Origin of the sequence: Mesorhizobium sp. M0410 (assembly GCF_040321435.1) — a bacterium.
Lineage (GTDB): Bacteria > Pseudomonadota > Alphaproteobacteria > Rhizobiales > Rhizobiaceae > Mesorhizobium.
In genome coordinates this window covers 26,924-46,185 of sequence record NZ_JAMYRN010000006.1, presented here as the reverse complement: position 1 = coordinate 46,185, position 19,262 = coordinate 26,924, and the positions used below count along the sequence as shown (strand labels likewise).

The 19,262-nt window shown below is 61.2% G+C and carries 16 protein-coding genes and 1 tRNA gene; 8 read left to right on the top strand and 9 right to left on the bottom strand.

The genetic code is table 11. The features are described from left to right. Positions 1-2 precede the first annotated feature (2 nt). The 4 genes from coxB to NKI63_RS10085 form a co-directional block, all read right to left on the bottom strand. Complete coding sequence (gene coxB / locus NKI63_RS10100) at positions 3-818, bottom strand: cytochrome c oxidase subunit II (protein WP_254818347.1); 816 nt, start codon at positions 816-818, stop codon at positions 3-5. A gap of 261 nt (positions 819-1,079) precedes the next feature. Further along, entirely contained in the window at positions 1,080-2,357 is a 1,278-nt protein-coding gene (locus NKI63_RS10095; protein WP_502900467.1) for a PQQ-dependent sugar dehydrogenase, read from the bottom strand. 68 nt (positions 2,358-2,425) lie between these two features. After that, positions 2,426-2,875, bottom strand: a complete 450-nt coding sequence (locus tag NKI63_RS10090; RefSeq protein ID WP_352689959.1) for a DUF2231 domain-containing protein — start codon at positions 2,873-2,875, stop codon at positions 2,426-2,428. 128 nt (positions 2,876-3,003) lie between these two features. After that, a complete protein-coding gene (locus NKI63_RS10085; RefSeq protein ID WP_254818350.1) occupies positions 3,004-3,360 on the bottom strand; it encodes an SPW repeat protein in 357 nt (118 codons plus the stop codon). Positions 3,361-3,853: 493 nt separating this feature from the next. Here NKI63_RS10085 and NKI63_RS10080 point away from each other — a divergent pair, with 493 nt between their 5' ends. From NKI63_RS10080 to NKI63_RS10070, 3 genes are all read left to right on the top strand, one after another. Continuing rightward, positions 3,854-4,948 (top strand): glycosyltransferase family 4 protein, encoded by a 1,095-nt coding sequence (locus NKI63_RS10080; RefSeq protein ID WP_352508760.1) that lies wholly within the window; start codon positions 3,854-3,856, stop codon positions 4,946-4,948. Between the two features lie 247 nt (positions 4,949-5,195). Continuing rightward, positions 5,196-6,050, top strand: a complete 855-nt coding sequence (locus NKI63_RS10075; RefSeq protein ID WP_352479767.1) for a class I SAM-dependent methyltransferase — start codon at positions 5,196-5,198, stop codon at positions 6,048-6,050. A 359-nt stretch (positions 6,051-6,409) separates the two neighbouring features. Next, positions 6,410-8,989, top strand: a complete 2,580-nt coding sequence (locus NKI63_RS10070) for a bifunctional diguanylate cyclase/phosphodiesterase (protein WP_352508769.1) — start codon at positions 6,410-6,412, stop codon at positions 8,987-8,989. Positions 8,990-9,077: 88 nt separating this feature from the next. On the opposite strand, the gene radC is transcribed toward NKI63_RS10070, so the two are convergent. Beyond that, positions 9,078-9,824: a RadC family protein gene (gene radC / locus NKI63_RS10065; RefSeq protein WP_254818353.1), complete on the bottom strand. Its 747-nt coding sequence runs from the start codon at positions 9,822-9,824 to the stop codon at positions 9,078-9,080. Between the two features lie 51 nt (positions 9,825-9,875). Next, positions 9,876-10,703: a type I methionyl aminopeptidase gene (gene map / locus NKI63_RS10060; protein WP_254818354.1), complete on the bottom strand. Its 828-nt coding sequence runs from the start codon at positions 10,701-10,703 to the stop codon at positions 9,876-9,878. 302 nt (positions 10,704-11,005) lie between these two features. Here map and NKI63_RS10055 point away from each other — a divergent pair, with 302 nt between their 5' ends. After that, positions 11,006-11,305, top strand: coding sequence for a DUF982 domain-containing protein (locus NKI63_RS10055; RefSeq protein ID WP_254818355.1), 300 nt, complete (start codon positions 11,006-11,008; stop codon positions 11,303-11,305). 124 nt (positions 11,306-11,429) lie between these two features. Here the strand turns inward: NKI63_RS10055 and NKI63_RS10050 are convergent. The 3 genes from NKI63_RS10050 to phaC form a co-directional block, all read right to left on the bottom strand. Beyond that, a tRNA-Glu gene (locus NKI63_RS10050) sits at positions 11,430-11,504 on the bottom strand. Positions 11,505-11,677: 173 nt separating this feature from the next. Beyond that, positions 11,678-12,790 (bottom strand): YcbK family protein, encoded by a 1,113-nt coding sequence (locus tag NKI63_RS10045; RefSeq protein ID WP_352508768.1) that lies wholly within the window; start codon positions 12,788-12,790, stop codon positions 11,678-11,680. A gap of 327 nt (positions 12,791-13,117) precedes the next feature. Beyond that, positions 13,118-14,944 carry a class I poly(R)-hydroxyalkanoic acid synthase gene (gene phaC / locus NKI63_RS10040; RefSeq protein WP_352508758.1) on the bottom strand — a complete coding sequence of 609 codons (1,827 nt, stop codon included), beginning with the start codon at positions 14,942-14,944 and terminating at the stop codon, positions 13,118-13,120. Positions 14,945-15,041: 97 nt separating this feature from the next. Here phaC and NKI63_RS10035 point away from each other — a divergent pair, with 97 nt between their 5' ends. The 4 genes from NKI63_RS10035 (at position 15,042) to glpX (ending at position 19,226) form a co-directional block, all read left to right on the top strand. Next, on the top strand, positions 15,042-15,428 hold the full coding sequence (locus NKI63_RS10035) for a hypothetical protein (RefSeq protein WP_254818357.1): 387 nt from the start codon (positions 15,042-15,044) through the stop codon (positions 15,426-15,428). Between the two features lie 40 nt (positions 15,429-15,468). Then, positions 15,469-16,686: an LL-diaminopimelate aminotransferase gene (locus tag NKI63_RS10030; protein ID WP_254818358.1), complete on the top strand. Its 1,218-nt coding sequence runs from the start codon at positions 15,469-15,471 to the stop codon at positions 16,684-16,686. A 42-nt stretch (positions 16,687-16,728) separates the two neighbouring features. Beyond that, entirely contained in the window at positions 16,729-18,042 is a 1,314-nt protein-coding gene (locus NKI63_RS10025) for a homoserine dehydrogenase (RefSeq protein ID WP_352508757.1), read from the top strand. A gap of 200 nt (positions 18,043-18,242) precedes the next feature. Next, the gene (glpX, locus tag NKI63_RS10020) at positions 18,243-19,226 is read left to right on the top strand and encodes a class II fructose-bisphosphatase (protein WP_352689960.1); all 984 of its coding nucleotides are present in this window, start codon (positions 18,243-18,245) and stop codon (positions 19,224-19,226) included. Positions 19,227-19,262: the final 36 nt, after the last annotated feature.

The window sequence follows — 19,262 nt, the reverse complement described above, 5'->3', positions numbered from 1 at the left end:
TCCTACTCTGCCGAGCCCATCTGTTGGGGCGCGGACAGCTGCGCAAAAGTCTGCTGCTGGCCAAGCCACGCCAGATAGTCTTCCTGCGTATCGACCATGACCACGCCATGCATCATCGGATGTCCCTGGCCGCAGAGTTCGGCACACAGGACCTGGAAGGTTCCGGTCTTGGTCGGAGTGAACCAGAAATAGGTGACCGAGCCCGGGATCATGTCCATCTTGGCGCGGAATTCCGGCACGTAGAAATCGTGCAGCACATCGATCGAGCGGAGCAGCATCTTGACCGGTTTGCCAACCGGGAGGTGCAGGTCGGCCGCTTCCACTACGACATCGTCCTGGCCGTTGGCATCGGTGGCGATGACGCCGAGTGGATTTTCAGCGTTGACGTCGCGAGTGTCGGATGTGCCGAGCTTGCCGTCCTTGCCGGGCAGGCGGAAACTCCATTGCCACTGCTGGCCGACGACTTCGACCTCTGTTGCGTCGCTTGGAACGTTAACGAACCGGCTCCAGACGAACAGGCCTGGAACGAGCAAAGCCGTGACGCCAACCGCGGTGACAACCGTCAGCCAGGATTCGAGCCGCCTGTTCTCAGGTTCATACGCCGCCTGATTGCCTTCCCGATGACGGAAGCGGAAGACGCAATAGGCCATGAAAAGAACCACGGCGGCGAAGACGACGCCGGTGATCCAGAAAGTTATGATAATGGTGTTGTCGATATAGTCCCAGTTCGAGGCAATCGGCGTCCACCACCATGGGCTCAGGAAGTGGAACAACACCGAGCCCACGACTATCAGAACGAGTACAAGCGCAACGGCCATGTCCCGGTTCCTCCCGGTATTCCAAGCGGCGCAAGCCGTCCCGGGAAATACCAAGTGCATCATAACTTGATTTGCGATGAAAATTCTAGAGCCGGCTGTGGGAAGGGCAAAAATACCATTTCGCGGCGCTGGCGGTCCTTCGGTCGAAGCGGCAGGCAATGGCGAGCACACCGAATGCGCTTGGCAGAACCACGGAACGGCGATCGTCGGGGATCCCTTCCACCTGCTCGACCGACAGCTCGACGAAGGGAGCGGGCCACTTTATTGGCCGGCAGATGTCATCCGCCAAACTGTGTTGCCGACATCGTCGGCTATGAGCAGGGCCCCGGTTTTGTCGACAGCCAGGCCGACAGGCCGGCCGCGCGCCTTGTTGTCCTTGTCCAGGAAGTCGGTCACCACGTCGGTAGCGACGCCGCTAGGATGGCCGCCGCTGAATGGTACGAACACCACCTTGTAGCCATTGAAGCGCGTGCGGTTCCAGCTGCCGTGTTCGCCAACGAAAGCGCCGCCGCGATATGCCTCGGGGAGGCTGTTTGCCGTATAGAAGGCCAGTCCCAGAGGGGCGACGTGGGAACTCAGCGCATAGTCCGGAACGATCGCTTTCGCGACCAGGTCCGGACGCTGGGGCATGACGCGGGGATCGAGATGCTGGCCATAATAGCTGTATGGCCATCCGTAGAAGCCGCCATCCTTTACCGACGTCAGATAATCCGGCACGAGATTGGGGCCGAGCTCGTCGCGCTCATTGATCACTGCCCAGAGCGCCCCGGTCTGCGGCTCCCAGCTCAGGCCGTTTGGATTGCGCAAACCGCTGGCGAAAATGCGCGACTGGCCGGTGGCCCTGTCCACCTGCCAGATGGCGGCGCGGTTCTTCTCGGCCTCGATGCCGTTTTCGGCGACGTTGCTGTTCGAGCCGATGCCGACATAGAGCAGCGAGCCGTCGGGGCTTGCCACCAGGCTCTTCGTCCAATGGTGGTCGATCGGGCCGCCGGGCAGGGCGGTTAGCGGCGTTCCGGGCGCGGTGATCTTTGTGTCACCAGTGTTGTAGGGATAGCGGACGATGGAATCGGTATTGGCGACGCAGAGATCGCTTCCCACCAGCGCCACGCCGAAGGGCGAGTTGAGGTGGTCGAGGAATACGCTGGTCAGCTCCGGCTTGCCATCGCCGTCGGCGTCGCGCAGCAGCGTAATGCGGTTGCTCGGGCCGCTGTCGCCGCCCGAGGTGACCCAGGACTCGATCCAGCCCATCACCAAATCCTTGGGCCGTTTGATCGGTTCGCCGCCAGGCGCCTTGGACTCAACCACCAGGACATCGCCGTTGGGCAGCACATAAAGCGACCGCGGATGCTGCAAGCCGTTGACAAAGGCCTGGATCTGCAGCCCCTGCGCGACTGTCGGCTTTTCGTCGTTCTTCCATCCGACCACGGAAGCGAGATGCATGGGCGGGAAGAAATATTGGACCGGCTCCGGCAGTTTTGGATTCGGCCCTATCTGACTGCTGGGGTCCGGGTCGTTGCCGCTGCACGCTGCAAGAGTGATCGCCGCAGTGCAAATGAGCACGGACACCGTGATGCGCCTGGTCTGACTGATGGAGCTTGCTGCGCGTATCAATCCGCCACTCCGACGTGATGCCGGTAAACCATGGACCAGCCCAGCCAACCGGTGAAGATAAGGATGAGCACGACAACCGCCGAGAGGATCAAGCCGGTAGGAACGATGGAGGTCCATGCATCGCGGGTGTGCACGAGCATGTTGATGATGGACAATGCCAGCGCCAGCAGATTGCCTAGCACGTGCGGCAAGGCGGGGGGCTGTGCTCTTACCAGCGGATTGGCCAGGAAATCGATCAGCCCCGCGATCGCTGCAAGGCAGCCCATGATCACGCCGACGGTAACCAGCCAAGCGGAGAAGTCAGCCCACATCATCTCCGCTGTTCGCCAGTAGGCCAGATCCGTCAGCAGGGTGCCGACGAAGCAGGCGATCGGAAACGGCACCAGCATCGGATGAACGGGATGTCCTGCAATCCTGGCCGTCGAACGCGGATTGTCACCGACCATGATGCGCCATCCTTCTTGGTTCTCGTCCAGACAACCGCCTACCCGGCCTCCGGCGGCTGTTGCCGAGAGGCCGGCAGACGACCGATCGATCTGTCAGGCCCAAAAAGGGCGCTGGCTGGCTGCGCCTGCTAGGCGGCCGACTGGGTCGGCGGGTTCTGATACATCATCCAGAGCTCGATCGCCGCCAGCACCGCGACCAGAATGCCGATCACGACATGCACGGTCATCGCCGTTGTCGCCTGGAATCCAAGCACCCAGGGCGATACGAGAACCCACAGCCCGACGACCAGGTTCACCCACTCTTCCCACACGGCAAATGCTGCGAGGGCGGCAACCGACAGCACGACGATCAAGATTCCGCTGCCGAGGGCGTTCTGCGTCTGCGGGCCTGCCGCAAACGTGAAGATCCAGGGAGAGAAGAACAGAATTGCCCCAAGGATCAGGTTGGCTACGTCACAGAGCCTGGCGTTTGTCCACTGGTTCATGGCATCCTCCATAGGGAGCGTTTATGGCTCCCGAGTTCGGCAAGGTGGTGCCTGAGTTCGGCGAGATGCGCCCGAAGCCGCTCACTCCGTGTCACGGTAGTGCCCTGCCCAGCTGGAATTCGCATCTGGCGGTACTCCAGCCAAATCCGGCTATCTAACTGAATTCCGGGCTTTATGTTCCATTCGGCACCGGCACGCCTGGATCACTTGGTGGTGATCGAGCGATCCAAAGCTGCCTGTCAGGGGGCGGCGGGGCGGCGGCGCGTAGCTCATTCTGTCTTTTTATCGAGCCGGTGAAACATTTCTTATGGATCGCAGTTCTTGGATCCAGAGGAGTTGAATAAGGGCAACCTGCTTGCACGGGAGGAGCACGGAAGGCACAACTATAAATACGCTCTGCATAGAATACTTCGCAACGAGAAGCTCTCGCTTGTCTTGGTTGCCGCCGAAGCTTGTTTGAAAGACGGCGGTCGCCGCCGAAAAGATTTTCTAAATGAAAATAGCCCAGATCGCGCCACTAACCGAATCCGTGCCGCCCCGAACCTACGGTGGAACGGAGCGAATTGTTTCGTATCTGACCGAAGAACTTGTCCGACAGGGCCACGAGGTGACGTTGTTCGCCAGCGCCGATTCTCGTACCTCAGCCGAGCTGGTGCCGTGTTGCGACGTCGCGCTGCGCCTGAATCCCAGGGTCCAGGACGGTGGTCCGCACCACGTCATGATGCTTGAACGGGTGCGCCGGCGAGCCGATGAATTCGACGTTTTGCATTTCCACGTCGATGTTCTGCACTTCCCCATCATTCGGGATTTTGCCAGACGAACGGTTACCACGCTTCACGGCAGGCTCGACCTGCCCGATCTGGCGCAACTTTATGCTATGTTCGACGATGTTCCCCTGGTCTCGATCTCCTTCGACCAGCGCCGGCCCGTGCCGCCAGTCAATTGGATTGGAACCGTGCATCATGGCCTGCCACGCGATCTTCTGCCATTCCACCCGAACACCTCTGGCTATCTTGCGTTTCTCGGTCGCATCTCGCCGGAAAAGGGGCCGGAAGCGGCCATAGAAATAGCAGTGCGGGCGGGGTTTCCCCTGAAGATCGCCGCCAAGATCGACAAGGTGGACCAGTCGTTCTGGAAGGAAAGGGTCGAGCCGCAAGTGCTGCGGCATTCGAACGTGGAGTTCATTGGCGAAATCGATGAGCGGCAAAAGGCGGATTTTCTGGGCAATGCGAAAGCGCTTTTGTTCCCGATCGACTGGCCGGAACCCTTCGGGCTCGTGACGATCGAAGCAATGGCCTGCGGTACGCCGGTGATTGCGTTCCGGCGTGGCGCCGTCCCGGAGATCATCGATGACGGTGTGTCCGGATGGATCGTGGATACGGTGGAGGAAGCTGTGGGCGCGCTCCGGCGCATAGACTGCCTCGATCGCGCACGAGTGCGGCAGACGTTCGAGAAGCGGTTCACGGTCGAGCGCATGTGCAGCGATTATGTGGCACTCTACCGAGCACTCACGAACGGCACGGCGGGCGCAGGTGCCCCCACAAACGAACTCTCCCGAAATGTCGCGATGGTGGCTGTGCCGGGCTGAGGAACCGACAATCCACATGCAGACCACGAGGATGGCGTCAGGTGCGCCTGCAGGGTCTTATTGCCAAGCGCGGCGACTGCGCCAGAAGCCTTTGATCTGCGGCAAGCGTTCCAGAAGCTATGGTGTCCGCGAATGGTGGCAAACTGCCGCCCGGTCCGGATTGACGCGCGATACTTTCGCTGCAAAGGTAGTTTAACGACTTGTTTACCATGCGTCAGTCAGGGGTGGGGGGAATTTGGAACGGTTTTTGGGTGCGAACCGCCTTAATTGGGATGATCGGGCCGAACTGCACTCGACCGACACAACGGGCAGCTACCACATCGAGAATGTGCTGGCCGGCGGATCCAATCTCTACGAGCTGGAAACGCGCGAGGTCGGCGATATTGCCGGCAAGGATATCGTCCACCTGCAGTGTCACATCGGCCTCGACACGATCAGCCTGAAGAATCTCGGCGCAGGCAGTGTGACGGGGCTCGACTTTTCACCGGCGGCGATCGCGGCGGCGCGGGATTTTGCTGCGAAGGCAGGCACCGACGTGCGCTTCGTGGAAGCGCCACTGTTCGAAGCGGTGGAAGCGCTCGGTCGGACCTTTGACATCGCTTACGTTACATGGGGCTCGGTAAACTGGCTGGACGACGTTTTCCGTTGGGCGCGGGTGGTTGCCGACCTCCTGAGACCCGGCGGCCGTCTCTACATGGCCGAGGGCCATCCATTGATGTTTCAGTGCGATCGAAAGGCCGCGGCCCTGGAATTGAAGCACGACTGGCGAACGCCGATAGCTCGACCGCTCGCCTGGAACGAGGAACTGACCTACACCGGCGATGACCGCATCTTGAAGCATCCTCGCTATTATGAATGGATCCACCCGATCAGTGACGTGGTGAATGCGCTGATTTCAGCTGGTCTGACGCTCGATTTTCTCAATGAGCATGACACTGTTTCGTGGCAGCACTTTTCATTTGCCGTGCGGGCCGGCAAGGATATGTACGGCCTGCCAGAGAACTCTCCCAAGATACCGATGGCCTATTCCATTGGCGCGACGAAGCGCAGCATCGGCAAGATACCATACCTTGTGTCTCCCAAGGCGATCGAGGGGCACTAGTCCAGGTCGACGCTCCTGAGTACTCGGGTCGGAGCGTCGAAGTTTGCAATCGCTCGCGCTCCTCGATCTTCCGAAGGATCGCCGGCGCCAGCGCATCTCAACTCAATCAGTGGGACCATGTCAGTGGAAGTCGGCAGCTGGCTCCAACCGCTCGGGCCTGCAGCATCAGCAACGGGTCGGAAAGCGCAAAGCTCTAAGGAGCGTGAAGGTGACATTAAACATTGAAAGCTAATGTTTCCTCATCGGGTCGACCCGGGAACCTGAAATGGCACTTGAGGAATCGCCTATTGGCTTTTTTCCGCGCTAAGTTCGGCGGCATCAAGGAGGTCGTCTTTTCGTCGGCAAATATTCCGGCGGCGATCGCGCTTGTCGTCATACTTATCAGCGCCGCGTTCGCGGAGCACCAGAACAAAGTCGTCTCGGACCAGGCCGTCCGTGCGGACGTGTTGACCAAGGTCAATCTCATCCGCGCCAAGCTCGAAGGCAATATCAACGGAAACCTTCAACTCGTGCGTGGATTGGTCGCCGCCGTCGTGACCGAGCCTTATATGGGACAGCAACGCTTCGCCTCGCTGGCGAGCAATCTATTTGGCGCCGACTCGCAATTGAACAATATTGCCGGCGCGCCCGATCTGGTCGTTTCCCTGATGTACCCGATGGAGGGTAATGAGCAGGCGATGGGCCTGGACTACCGCAAGAACGAGCGGCAGCGTGCGGCTGCGCTGAGGGCGCGAGATGAACGCAAGCTGGTGCTTGCCGGTCCCGTCGAGCTGAAGCAGGGGGGACAAGGCTTCATCGGCCGCTTTCCGGTTTTCGTGCCCAGCGCGGGCAACACGGAAAGGTTCTGGGGCATTATTTCAGCCGTTGTCGACGTGCAGCGCCTTTACAAAGCGAGCGGCATGCTTGACGACGATCTCGGGATCGACGTAGCGCTGATCGGCAGGGACGCCCTCGGTCACCGAGGTGGTCAATTCTACGGCAATGAGGAGATCAGCAAAAGCGATCCGGTGACGGCTGACGTTTTGCTTCCTTCCGGCTCGTGGCAGCTCGCTGCCATTCCCGAGAACGGCTGGCCTTCGACGCCAAGTAACGCATGGTTGTTGCGCGCGATCATGGCGACGGCCGGGGCCTTGGTTGTGTTCCCTTTCCTGGTCACTGGTCGTCTGATAGGCGAAAGACAGCGCAATTATGCGGAATTGCGCCGATTGTCACGACGCCTCGAACTCGCTCTGGAAGCTTCGGCTATCGGGGTTTGGGAACACGATCTCGCGACCAACGAGCTTACATGGGATGAACGCGTCAATGAAATATATGGCAAACCAGCGGGGGAGCACCGGGGCTACACAGACTGGGCGGGAGCGATCCATCCAGATGATCTGGCTGGCGCCAACGCAGATTTCGATACGGCGGTGGCCAGCGGACGACCATATTTGTCGGAGTACCGGATTGTGCGCCCGAATGGCGAGGTCCGTCATGTCCGGTCCAAGGCGATCCTTTACCGGGCCACAAACGACACCCCAAAAATGATCGGCGCGGAATGGGACGTGACTGCCGACGTCCTGCTGAACAAGGATCTGGTTCGCGCAAAACAGCTGTCGGAGTCGAAAAATGCAGAACTCGAGTCGGCCAAGGCGCGCATAGAGCACATTGCGCTTCATGACTCGCTGACCGGCTTGCCCAACCGGCGTTACCTCGACCAGGTACTGGAAGACTACGCGGCAAACGCCAGGCGCTCAGGCGGGCGTGCGGCACTGCTTCACATCGATCTGGATCGGTTCAAGCACATCAACGATACGCTGGGCCACGCCGCCGGTGACGCGATGCTGGTTCACGCGTCGACAGTCCTCAGATCGAAGGTCGGCGACGAAGGATTCGTCGCCCGCATTGGAGGAGACGAATTCATCGTTCTGTGCGTGGTACGCGACGATACCAAGCAACTGGCGCTGCTTGCCGATCGGGTCATCAGCCAGATGCGCGAGCCCGTCTATTATCAGGGCCACCGGTGCCGTTTTGGCGTCAGCGTGGGTATAGCTGTCGACAACGGAAAAGATGTCGAAGCCAAACACCTGCTGGTGAACGCAGATATCGCGCTTTACCGAGCAAAGAGCCGAGGGCGCAATCGATACGAATTCTTCACTGACGCGATGCAAAGCGAAATCGTCGATACAAAACGGATTGCCGACGAAATTCTCGGCGGCCTCGAGCGCAACGAGTTCATCCCGTTCTACCAGCCCCAATTTGACGCAAAGACGCTCGAAATCGTTGGGGTTGAGGCGCTGGCGAGGTGGCAACATCCAGTAAAGGGTATTTTGGCGCCCGACATCTTCCTGAGGATTGCGGAAGAACTGAACGTCGTCTCGATCATCGACCAAGCCATATTGAAGCAATCGCTTTCGGATTTCGAAGAGTGGTCCGCTGCAAAACTTAACATTCCACGGGTGTCGGTCAATGTCTCGGCGAGGCGCCTTCAAGACGAGGAGCTTATCAAGAGCCTGCGAGAACAAGATATCAAGAGAGGAACAGTTTCGTTCGAGCTTGTTGAGTCGATTTTCCTGGACGAGAACGACGATCTTGTCACGTGGAACATCGAGCAAATAAAAGAACTGGGGATTGACATCGAAATAGACGATTTTGGTACCGGCTACGCTTCGATGGTCAGTTTGCTGAAGTTGCAGCCGCGCCGGCTGAAGATAGATCGGCAGCTGGTCACCCCAATCGTCAAATCGCCGCAGAGAAGGCAGGTTGTCTCGTCGATCATCGAAATCGGCAAATCGCTGGGTATCGAGGTCGTGGCGGAAGGCGTCGAGACGATGCAGCACGCACGGCTACTCAAGGGCCTGGGCTGCGACATATTGCAGGGTTATGCCTTCGGCCACCCGTTAGACTCCGAGGGACTTAAGACATTTGTCCGATCGCGGCGCCTGCGCACGGCCAGCTGAGCCTCGGCGCCAGAATTTATCGAGCCGATCGCCTTGAGGTTGCGGTACATAGGCGCACAGCGGACAAAGCTGAAAACAACGCCAAACCTCAGATCAGCAGCAGGCCCTTCATGCTGGAGTGGCCTTTCCTGCCGATGATGATGTGGTCGTGAACGGCAATGCCAAGCGGTTTGGCCGTCTCTATGATCAGCTTGGTCATCTCGATGTCGGCGCGCGACGGCGTCGGGTCTCCCGACGGATGATTATGCGCCAGAATGATCGCCGTGGCAGAGAGCTCCAGGGCGCGCCTGACCACCTCGCGCGGATAGACCGGTGTGTGGTCGACGGTGCCGACCTGCTGCACTTCGTCGGCGATCAGCGCGTTTTTCTTGTCGAGGAACAGGATGCGGAACTGCTCGCGCTCCTCGAAGGCCATCACCGACCGACAGTATTCGAGAACCTGCGTCCAGGTCGACAACAGCTCGCGGCCGGCGATCTCGCCGCGCGCCATGCGTTGCGCCGTTGCCGCAACCACCTTGAGGTCGAGCGCCACCATCGGGCCGATGCCCTTCACTTCCTGCAGGCGCTCGACGGGCGCGCCGAGGACCTCGGCCAATGTACCGAAGCGTGCCAGCAAGGCCTTGGCGACCGGCTTGGTGTCGGCGCGCGGGATCAGCCGGAACAATAGAAGCTCGAGCAGTTCGTAGTCGGGGAGGGTGTTAGGACTGGCGGCGAAGCGCTCGCGCAAGCGGTCGCGATGGCCGAGATAATGCGGCTTGTCGGCGGCCACCGCCTTCGCAGGCGACCGCACCGGCCTTTCGGGAAAGAAGGCCCGCTCGTCGTCGTCACCGTTCATGGCTGCCCACCCAGCATTTGCCGGGCAAGGTAACGCCCGATCTGCCAGACACTAGGCCCGCAGGCCGGGGCGGTCGAGGTTTTTTGGCGACAGCGTGAAGATCTCGCAGCCGGTTTCGGTGACGCCGATCGTGTGTTCGTACTGCGCCGAAAGCGAACGGTCACGCGTCACCGCGGTCCAGCCGTCCGACAGCACTTTCACATGCGGCCGGCCGAGATTGATCATCGGCTCGACGGTGAAGATCATGCCCGGCCGCATCTCGACGCCTTCGCTGGCGCTGCCGTAATGCAGGATGTTCGGCGCGTCGTGAAACAGCCGGCCGACGCCGTGGCCGCAGAAATCGCGCACCACCGAGCAACGCTCGGCTTCGGCGTAGGTCTGGATGGCGGCGCCGATGGCGCCGGTGCGGGCGCCCGGCTTGATTGCCGCGATGCCGCGCATCAGGCACTCATACGTGACTTCGAGCAGCCGCTCCGCGGCACGCTTGATCGTGCCCACCGGATACATGCGTGAGGAGTCGCCATGCCAGCCGTCGAGTATATAGGTGACGTCGATATTGACGATATCGCCATCCTTCAACGGCTTGCTGTCGGGTATGCCGTGACAGACGACGTGGTTGATCGAGGTGCAGGATGATTTCGTGTAGCCGCGGTAGTTGAGTGTCGCCGGAAGCGCGCCATGGTCCATGCCGAACTCGAAGACGAAGCGATCGATCGCTTCGGTGGTGACGCCGGGCGCCACCATCGATACCAGTTCGTCGAGGCAGCGCGCGGTGAGATCGCAAGCCTTGCGCATGCCGATAAAGCCTTCCTCGTCGTAAAGACGGATCTGGCCGGTGTTTCTGAGCGGTGCCGTGGCGGCGTCGAGATAGGTGACCATTTTTGTCCGTCTTGCAGGGATGCGAGGGCTGGATGAGCCCCCGCCAGAGAAATCTCCCCAGATTTGGCACTGGAAGGCGCAAGGTTCAAGGACGAACTGCCGGCGACGACCGAAGACCGGCGATATTCAGGTCTTTGGGGCACTCTCCTTGCCTGTAGCTGCCCATGCTCCCGACCGGTTCATTTGGCTACCGCAGTGACGACACATTTCTAGGCGAGAAGTCGGCCCAAGCATGAAGCCGCCACGGCAACTTTTTATGCCGAACGATGTTGCTGCGGGGGTGTCGGTTCGGGAGAGGTCGAATGGACAGACTGCAATTTGCGGTGCCGGTGCGTATCGCGCCTGTGCCCAGCCAGCCGGTCGAGGAAATCTACAGTGTCGAGCAGGCGCTCGATTTCCTGCAAACGTGGCCGGTTCGCCGGAAGGGGCCAACCTACCAGGCTGCGTTCAATGCCTGTTTTGGCGCCACGGTGGACATCGTCGAGACCGAAGACGCATGGCGGGCCTTCATGGCCTTTTGCCGGGTGAGCGGCCTGCTTGCCAGGGACATGATGGTTCCTCCGCGCAAGCGCGGCGGCGAGGCGAGGGGGCTGCGGGCGTAGGGAGCCCTGGGCACAATCCGCAGTTTGTCTTCGCCCTTTGCTGACACCCCCATCAGAGTGGGTGGGGTCCGGCCAAGTTTGCCAGCGTCACGCTGGCGATAGACATATGCCGAGTTGAAATTGCTGGTACGCCCAAGGGGAATCGAACCCCTGTTACCGCCGTGAAAGGGCGGTGTCCTGACCGCTAGACGATGGGCGCGCTCAGATGTGAGCGCTTATAGTTGCGTCGCGGCAAACCGGCAACCCGTCTGCCGCCGGCTGCGACAACTTTTTTCCTTTGGCTCCAAACCGCGTCTTTCCGACAGCCAAGGTGGTTTTGCAGCATGCTGCAACGTCGCCGAGGGGACTTCGCTGTGGCCGAAGAACCTCTCCCTAGCCGCGCCTGCGGCAACGCCAGTTCCAGTCGCGCTCGGGGCCGACATCGACATGGACGGATTCGGTGTGGCAGTAGGTGCCGACGCCGCCGCGGCCCGGCATGGTGCGGATATAGCTCGCCAGTTCCCATTTCGAGACGCCGGGGACCTGGATGTCGGCGGCGGCGCAGTACATGTGCAGCGAATTCTTGGCGCCGTTGGCGCGGCGGTTGCGGGCCGGGTCGCGATAGCCGGAGGTGACCGTCATCTTGCGGCCGTAATGGCCTTCGATCGTCTTCAGCACGCGAACCAGCGACGGCTTCAAGCAGGCGACATCGACGCTTTCGTTCTGTTTCAGGAGGCCGTTGGGCGCGAGCCTGGCGAGGCCGGCGGCGGAGGCGACCTGGTAGGCACCACCCGAACCTTCGTCTTCGTTGAGATCGACGTCGCTCTCATCGTCGAGGCCGGATTTGCGCTTGATCTCGAACAACGCCGTCTGGCGCACTCCGGGCAGCGCATCGGCCGTGAAATGGCTGGTATCGCCGGTCGACACCAACTGCACCGGCTTTTCAGCCGGATTGGCCGAGGCCAAGGTAACGGTGGGTTTCGCCGCAGGCGTCGCCTTGGCCTGCACGGCCGTTGGCTGCCCGCCCGATCTGCTGTTGGCCGGCGATGCTGCCGAAGCGGGGGTGGCGCTGAACAGCGAGGCTAGGAAGTTTTTCTTCGGTGCGTAGGCCTGTGGCTGCGGCATCTCGCCGGCGGTTACATAGACCGGGTTGTTCATCGCCGGCGCGGCGGCCTTGGCGTCGGGCTTCGATGCATCAGCACTGTTTTGTGCCACGGCCTGTTCGGCCGTCTGGGCGTTTGGTTGCAGCGGCTGCGGCGTGTGTCCCGCGATCGTCTCGGCTGCCGTTGGAACGGCGATCGGGAAGCCGGCATCGGGCTTGGCCCCTGGCTTGGCTATTGGCACATAGGCGACCTGCTCGGGAAGGTTGGCGTCACCGTCGGCATTCATCGTCATTTGTGCGGTTGTCATCTGCGACGATAATGCGGCCGTGCTGGCCTGGGGCGCACCGGCGGCCGTGCTGATTTCGGTAGCCGAGGTATTGTAGCCTGGCATGCCGACCGACATGGTCGGGTCGCCGGCCGAGGTGCAGGACGCCAGGAGCACCGAGAAAAGCGCCGCCACAATGGCGCGGCTTTCTCCCTTCGCGAGGCGCGATCCTGCTGATCTCAAAACAAAATTCCCCCTCGATATCCGACCGGTTCGTCATTGGCGCGGCGCCGAAACGTCTCGTCGAAATGACCCTTGTTCCCCGAACCGGAAACGAGACCTGTGTCAAATCTGCAAGCCTCAAAGTAATTTGGCGGCTAGAGGATGAATCAAGGCTGCTCAGGGTTGACGGCACCATTTCGCCCGCTTTTGGCGGCGCGTCAACTCACCACACATTACAGATGGTTACACGCGCACCTTGACATAGGTGCCGGGGGCTTCGCCTAGAACTTGCATGTGCTCGCCCGGTTTGCGGGCCGGAACGCGGGTATTGTCCTTGGCTTCGATCCAGCGTTGCCAGTGCGGCCACCAGGAACCGGGGTGGGCTGTGGCCCCGGCGAGCCATTTGTCAAAGTCGCCGGCCGGCTTGCCGCCGGTCCAGTATTGATATTTCTGCGCCGCCGGCGGATTGACGACCCCGGCGATGTGGCCGGAGCCGGCCATGACGTAGTCGACCTCGCCGCCGAAATATTTCGAGCCGAGGAATACCGATAGCGCCGGCGCGATGTGGTCCTCCTTAGAGGCGAGGTTGTAGACCGGAATGGTAACGTCCTTCAGCGAAACCGTGCGGCCCGCCAGTTCCATCATGCCTTGCGAGAGCCTGTTCTCGAGATAGCAATTGCGCAAATAGAAGGAATGGTTGGCAGCGCCCATGCGGGTCGAATCGGCATTCCAGTAGAGCAGGTCGAAGGGCAGGGGATCCTTGCCTCGCATGTAGTTGTTGACGACATAGGGCCAGATCAGGTCGCCCGAGCGCAGCATGTTGAAGGCGGTCGCCATCTTGGTGCCGTCGAGATAGCCTTTCTCGTTCATCGCCTTCTCGACGGCCGCGACCTGCTCCTCGTCGACGAACACTTTTAGATCGCCGGCATAGGTGAAATCGACCTGGGTCGTGAAGAAGGTGGCGGATTTGATGCGGTGGTCGCCTTCCTGCGCCATCAGCGCCAGGGCCGCCGCCAGAAGCGTGCCGCCGACGCAATAGCCGATGGCGTTGACCTGCCTTTCGCCGGTTGCCTTCTCGATCGTGTCGAGGCCGTATTGCAGGCCCTCCCTGATATAGGCCTCCCAACTCTTGGCGCCGTGCCGCTCGTCCGGGTTGATCCAGGAGATTACGAACACGGTGTGGCCTTGCTCGACCGCCCAGCGAATGAAGGATTTTTGCGGGTTGAGATCGAGGATGTAGTATTTGTTGATCCATGGCGGGCAGATCAGCAGCGGCCGCTTGAGCACGGTGTCGGTAGTCGGCTCGTATTGCAGGATTTCGGCGACGTCGCTGCGGCCGACCACCTTACCCGGCGTGGCGGCGAGATTCTTGCCGATCTCGAAGGGCGAATAATCTGCCTGCCGCAGCTTCAGGTCACCCTTGCCCGCGGCGATGTCCTCGGCGAGCATCTTCATGCCGCGCACCAGGTTTTCACCGTTCGAGGCGACAGTCTCGCGAAACAATTCCGGATTGGTCAGGATGAAATTCGACGGCGAGATGGCATTGGACACCTGCTTGACATAAAAGCCGGCCTTGTGGCGGGTATGCTCGTCCAGGCCGTCGGCGTGCTCGACCAGTTCGGCCGCCCAGCGCGAGGTGACCAGATACGCCTGTTTGAGGAAATCGAAGAAGGCGTTGCGGCCCCATTCCGGGTCCTGGAAACGCTTGTCGCCGCGCTCGGGCTTGACCGCGTCCTCGGCGCCGGCGCCGACGCGCTGGACAGCATTGGCCCAGACGGTCATGTAGCCGGAAAACAGCCGCGTTTGCGCCTCCAGCGCGCGCTGCGGGTCGGAGAGCCAGTACTCGGTGAGCTTGGAGAACGTCTTCACCATGTCGACGACCGGCTCGGCGACGTGATCGCGTACCTCGCCCTTTTCCCGCGGCTCGGCCCATGCCGAGGCGGCTTTGCCGGCCTGCTCGATCATGCGGGCCATGTTCAGAGCGAAGCGTTCCGGGTCCTTCACCAGATATTGCTCGACGGTCGAAGGTTGGTCATCTTCCGCTTTGCCCGAATCGGGTGTTTTGGCCATGGTTCGCGGGGTTCCTCCCGAAGCGTTTTGTTGACATATTACCATGGGATATCGAACAGGGTCCAATGTGCTCTAACCCGGCCGCCAGGAAAACAATATGACGATTAATATTGGCAAGAACGTTTTTTCCGGCACTGGTCGTTTTTGCCGCATGGCGCTCGTCATGTTGACGATGGCCGGTTGCACGAGCAGCAACATGGAAGGTGCGGCGCCCGCCACCGGCCTTGTCGGCGCGAAGGACACCGGTTCCTATCCGAACCTGAACATCCGGCCGCAGGTGGCGGCCGAGCAATTCACCGACGAGGAAAAGAACGCCAAGCTCGCCCAACTGAAGGCCGAGAAGCAGAGCCAGGCCGCCAAGGGCGGCGGCGTCAAGGTTGCGGACCAGGCAGCGCTGGACCAGCTGGCAAAAAAACACGGCGCCGAGGCGCTGAAGCAGATCGAAGGCAAATGCGACCCCGCTCTCGACCCTAGTTGCAAATAAGCTTATACGCGCGACCGCAACCTCACTGTCTGGAACTGCCATGGAAGAATTTCACAAGGTCCGCCGGCTTCCGCCCTATGTCTTCGAACAGGTCAACCGGCTGAAGGCCAGCGCCCGTTCGCGCGGCGCCGACATCATCGATCTTGGCATGGGCAATCCGGACCTGCCGACGCCCAAGGCCATCGTCGACAAATTATGCGAGGTGGTGCGCGATCCGCGCACGCACCGATATTCGTCGTCGCGCGGCATTCCGGGTCTGCGCCGTGCACAGGCCAACTACTATGCCCGCCGCTTCGGCGTGAAGCTCGACCCGGACAGCCAGGTGGTGGCGACGCTCGGCTCGAAGGAGGGCTTCGCCAATATGGCGCAGGCGATCACCGCCCCCGGCGACGTGATCCTGTGCCCCAATCCGACCTATCCGATCCACGCCTTCGGCTTCATTATGTCGGGCGGCGTCATCCGCTCGCTGCAGGTCGAGCCGGACGACGGCTTTATCCCGGCCCTGGAGCGCGGCATCCGCCATTCGATCCCGAAGCCGCTGGCACTAATCCTCAATTATCCGTCCAACCCGACGGCACTGGTCGCTTCGCTCGATTTCTACAAGGAGGTGGTGGCCTTCGCCAGGAAGAACGACATCATCATCCTGTCGGACCTTGCCTATTCGGAAATCTATTTCGACGGCAATCCGCCGCCTTCGGTGCTGCAGGTGCCGGGCGCCATAGACGTCGCCGTCGAGTTCACCTCGATGTCGAAGACCTTTTCGATGCCGGGCTGGCGCATGGGTTTTGCGGTCGGCAATGAACGGCTGATCTCGGCGCTGACGCGGGTGAAATCCTATCTCGACTACGGCGCCTTCACGCCGATCCAGGTGGCGGCGGCGCATGCGCTTAACGGCGACGGCGCCGACATCGCCGAAGTGCGCGACGTCTACCGCAAACGCCGCGATGTCATGGTCGACTCCTTCAGCCGTGCCGGCTGGACCATTCCCGCACCGGCGGCATCGATGTTCGCCTGGGCGCCGATCCCGGAGCCGTTCAAGCACCTTGGCTCGCTTGAGTTCTCCAAGCTCCTGATCGAGCACGCCGACGTCGCGGTGGCGCCGGGCGTCGGCTTCGGCGAGCATGGCGACGATCACGTGCGCATCGCGCTGGTCGAAAACGAGCATCGGATCCGGCAAGCGGCGCGCAACATTAAGCGCTTCCTCGCATCCAGCGCCAAGCAGCCGAATAATGTCGTACCGCTCGCCGCGCATCGCTGATCTTATACACATCGACCGAATTGTTGAGGGGCGTCGCCGGACATGGCTGAAGCGTTGCGTGTTGGAATTGCCGGCCTCGGCACCGTCGGTGCGTCTGTGGCCCGTGTGCTGCGCGACAAGGCGGCCGAACTGACGCGGCAGTGCGGACGCGACATCGTGGTGTCGGCGGTTTCGGCCCGCGATCCCAAACGCGACCGCGGCGTCGATCTTGGTACGGCACAGTGGTTCGACGATGCCGTCAAGATGGCGCAGATCGCCGAGATAGATGTCTTCGTCGAGTTGATCGGCGGCGACGAAGGCCCGTCGCGCTCGTCCGTCAAAGCGGCGCTCGAGGCCGGCCGACATGTCGTTACCGCAAACAAGGCATTGCTTGCCAAGCACGGCGTCTCACTGGCCGAGATCGCAGAAAAGAGGGGTGTGCTGCTCAACTACGAAGCGGCGGTGGCAGGCGGCATTCCGGTCATCAAGACGATGCGCGAGGCGATGGCCGGCAATTCGGTGACCCGCGTTTTCGGCATTCTCAACGGTACCTGCAATTATATTTTGACGCGCATGGAAGCCGAGGGCCTGTCCTTTGATGCCTGCCTGAAGGATGCGCAACGGTTGGGCTATGCCGAAGCCGACCCGACCTTCGACATCGAGGGCCACGACACCGCACACAAGCTGTCGATCCTGACCAGCCTTGCCTTCGGCACGAAGATCGCCGCCAACGATATCTACATGGAAGGCATCTCCAACATCAGCCAGGCCGACATCCGCGCGGCCGGCGATCTCGGCTACCGGATCAAGCTGCTTGGCGTCGCCCAACGCACCGAAAGCGGCATCGAGCAGCGCGTGCATCCGACCATGGTGCCGACGGCCTCGGTCATCGCGCAGGTGCACGGCGTCACCAATGCGGTGGCCATCGAGACCGACATCCTCGGCGAATTGCTGCTCTCCGGCCCCGGTGCCGGCGGCAACGCCACCGCATCGGCGGTGATCGGCGACATTGCCGACATCGCTAAGAGCCGGCCTGGGTTCCAGCATGGTCCGGTCTTCGGCCGGCCGGCGAAGGAGCTCAAGCCCTACAAGAAGGCGCAGATGCGCAGCCATGCCGGGGGTTATTTCATCCGGCTGACCGTGCACGACCGCCTCGGCGTCTTCGCGGCAATAGCCAAGCGCATGGCTGACAACGACATTTCGCTGGAATCGATCGTCCAGCATGCCGCCGGTCCGGAAACCGAGGCACAGAAGACCGTCATCCTGGTGACCCACGAGACGACCGAGGCGGCGGTGCGTAAGGCCGTCGACGGCATCACCAGGGACAGCCTTCTGACCGACAAGCCGCAAGTCATCCGCATCGAGCGGGCCGGATAGCAGTCTCACATTTTGCGTTTAATCGATTGATATTGCTGCGCTTTCAAAAAGGTCCAGCGCAGGTCTTGCTGTTGTCACGGGGCTTTGACACAAGGAGCGCGTCTCTGGCGGGAGGCTAATGCATGTCGCCCAAACGTGTGCGGCGGTTTTTGGGACGACGACATGCATAAAAACAAAGTGCCAACGAGGATTGTCCATCGATGAATGTGGCCCAGAACATTGTCGCCGGCCTCGACCGGATACTGACCATGGAATTGGTGCGCGTCACCGAACGCGCCGCGGTCGCGGCCGCCAGATTGCGCGGACGCGGCGACGAGAAAGCCGCCGACCAGGTTGCGGTCGATGCCATGCGGCAGGAACTCAACCGTCTTGCCATCAACGGCACGGTAGTGATCGGCGAGGGCGAGCGCGACGAGGCGCCGATGCTTTATATCGGCGAGGAAGTCGGTACCGGCAAAGGCCCGGCTGTCGACATCGCGCTCGATCCGCTCGAAGGCACGACGATCTGCGCCAAGAACCTGCCCAACGCATTGGCCGTTATCGCCATTGCCGAAAAAGGCAGCCTTTTGTTCGCGCCGGATGTCTATATGGACAAGATCGCGATCGGCCCGGGCTATGCCGACGGCATCATCGACATCGATGCCTCGCCGGCCGAAAACATCGCCAGCCTCGCCAGGGCCAAGGGCGTGCCGGTGGCGGAGATCACCGCCTGTATTCTCGACCGGCCACGCCATGGCGCGTTGATCGAAGCCGTGCGGGCGACCGGCGCCGCGATCCGTCTGATCGGCGACGGTGATGTCGCCGGGGTCATCCACACCACCGATCCGGACGAGACCGGTATCGACATTTATCTCGGCACCGGAGGCGCGCCGGAAGGCGTGCTTGCAGCTGCCGCCTTGCGCTGCACCGGTGGCCAGATGCAGGGCAGGTTGATCCTCGATACGCCGGAAAAGCTGGCGCGCGCCGCCAAGATGGGCATCTCCGACCCCAAACGGATCTACCACACGCAAGACATGGCACGCGGCGACGTGCTGTTTGCCGCGACCGGCGTCACCGACGGCAATATGCTGGCCGGCGTCAAGTTCGGCCACAATTTCATCACCACGCACACGATCGTGCTGCGCTCGTCATCGCGGACCGTGCGCGAGATCAAGGCCAGGCACCAGGATCTGGAAAAGTTTTGATTTCGACTCAGTTAGCCGTTGCATATTGTGCGCAAT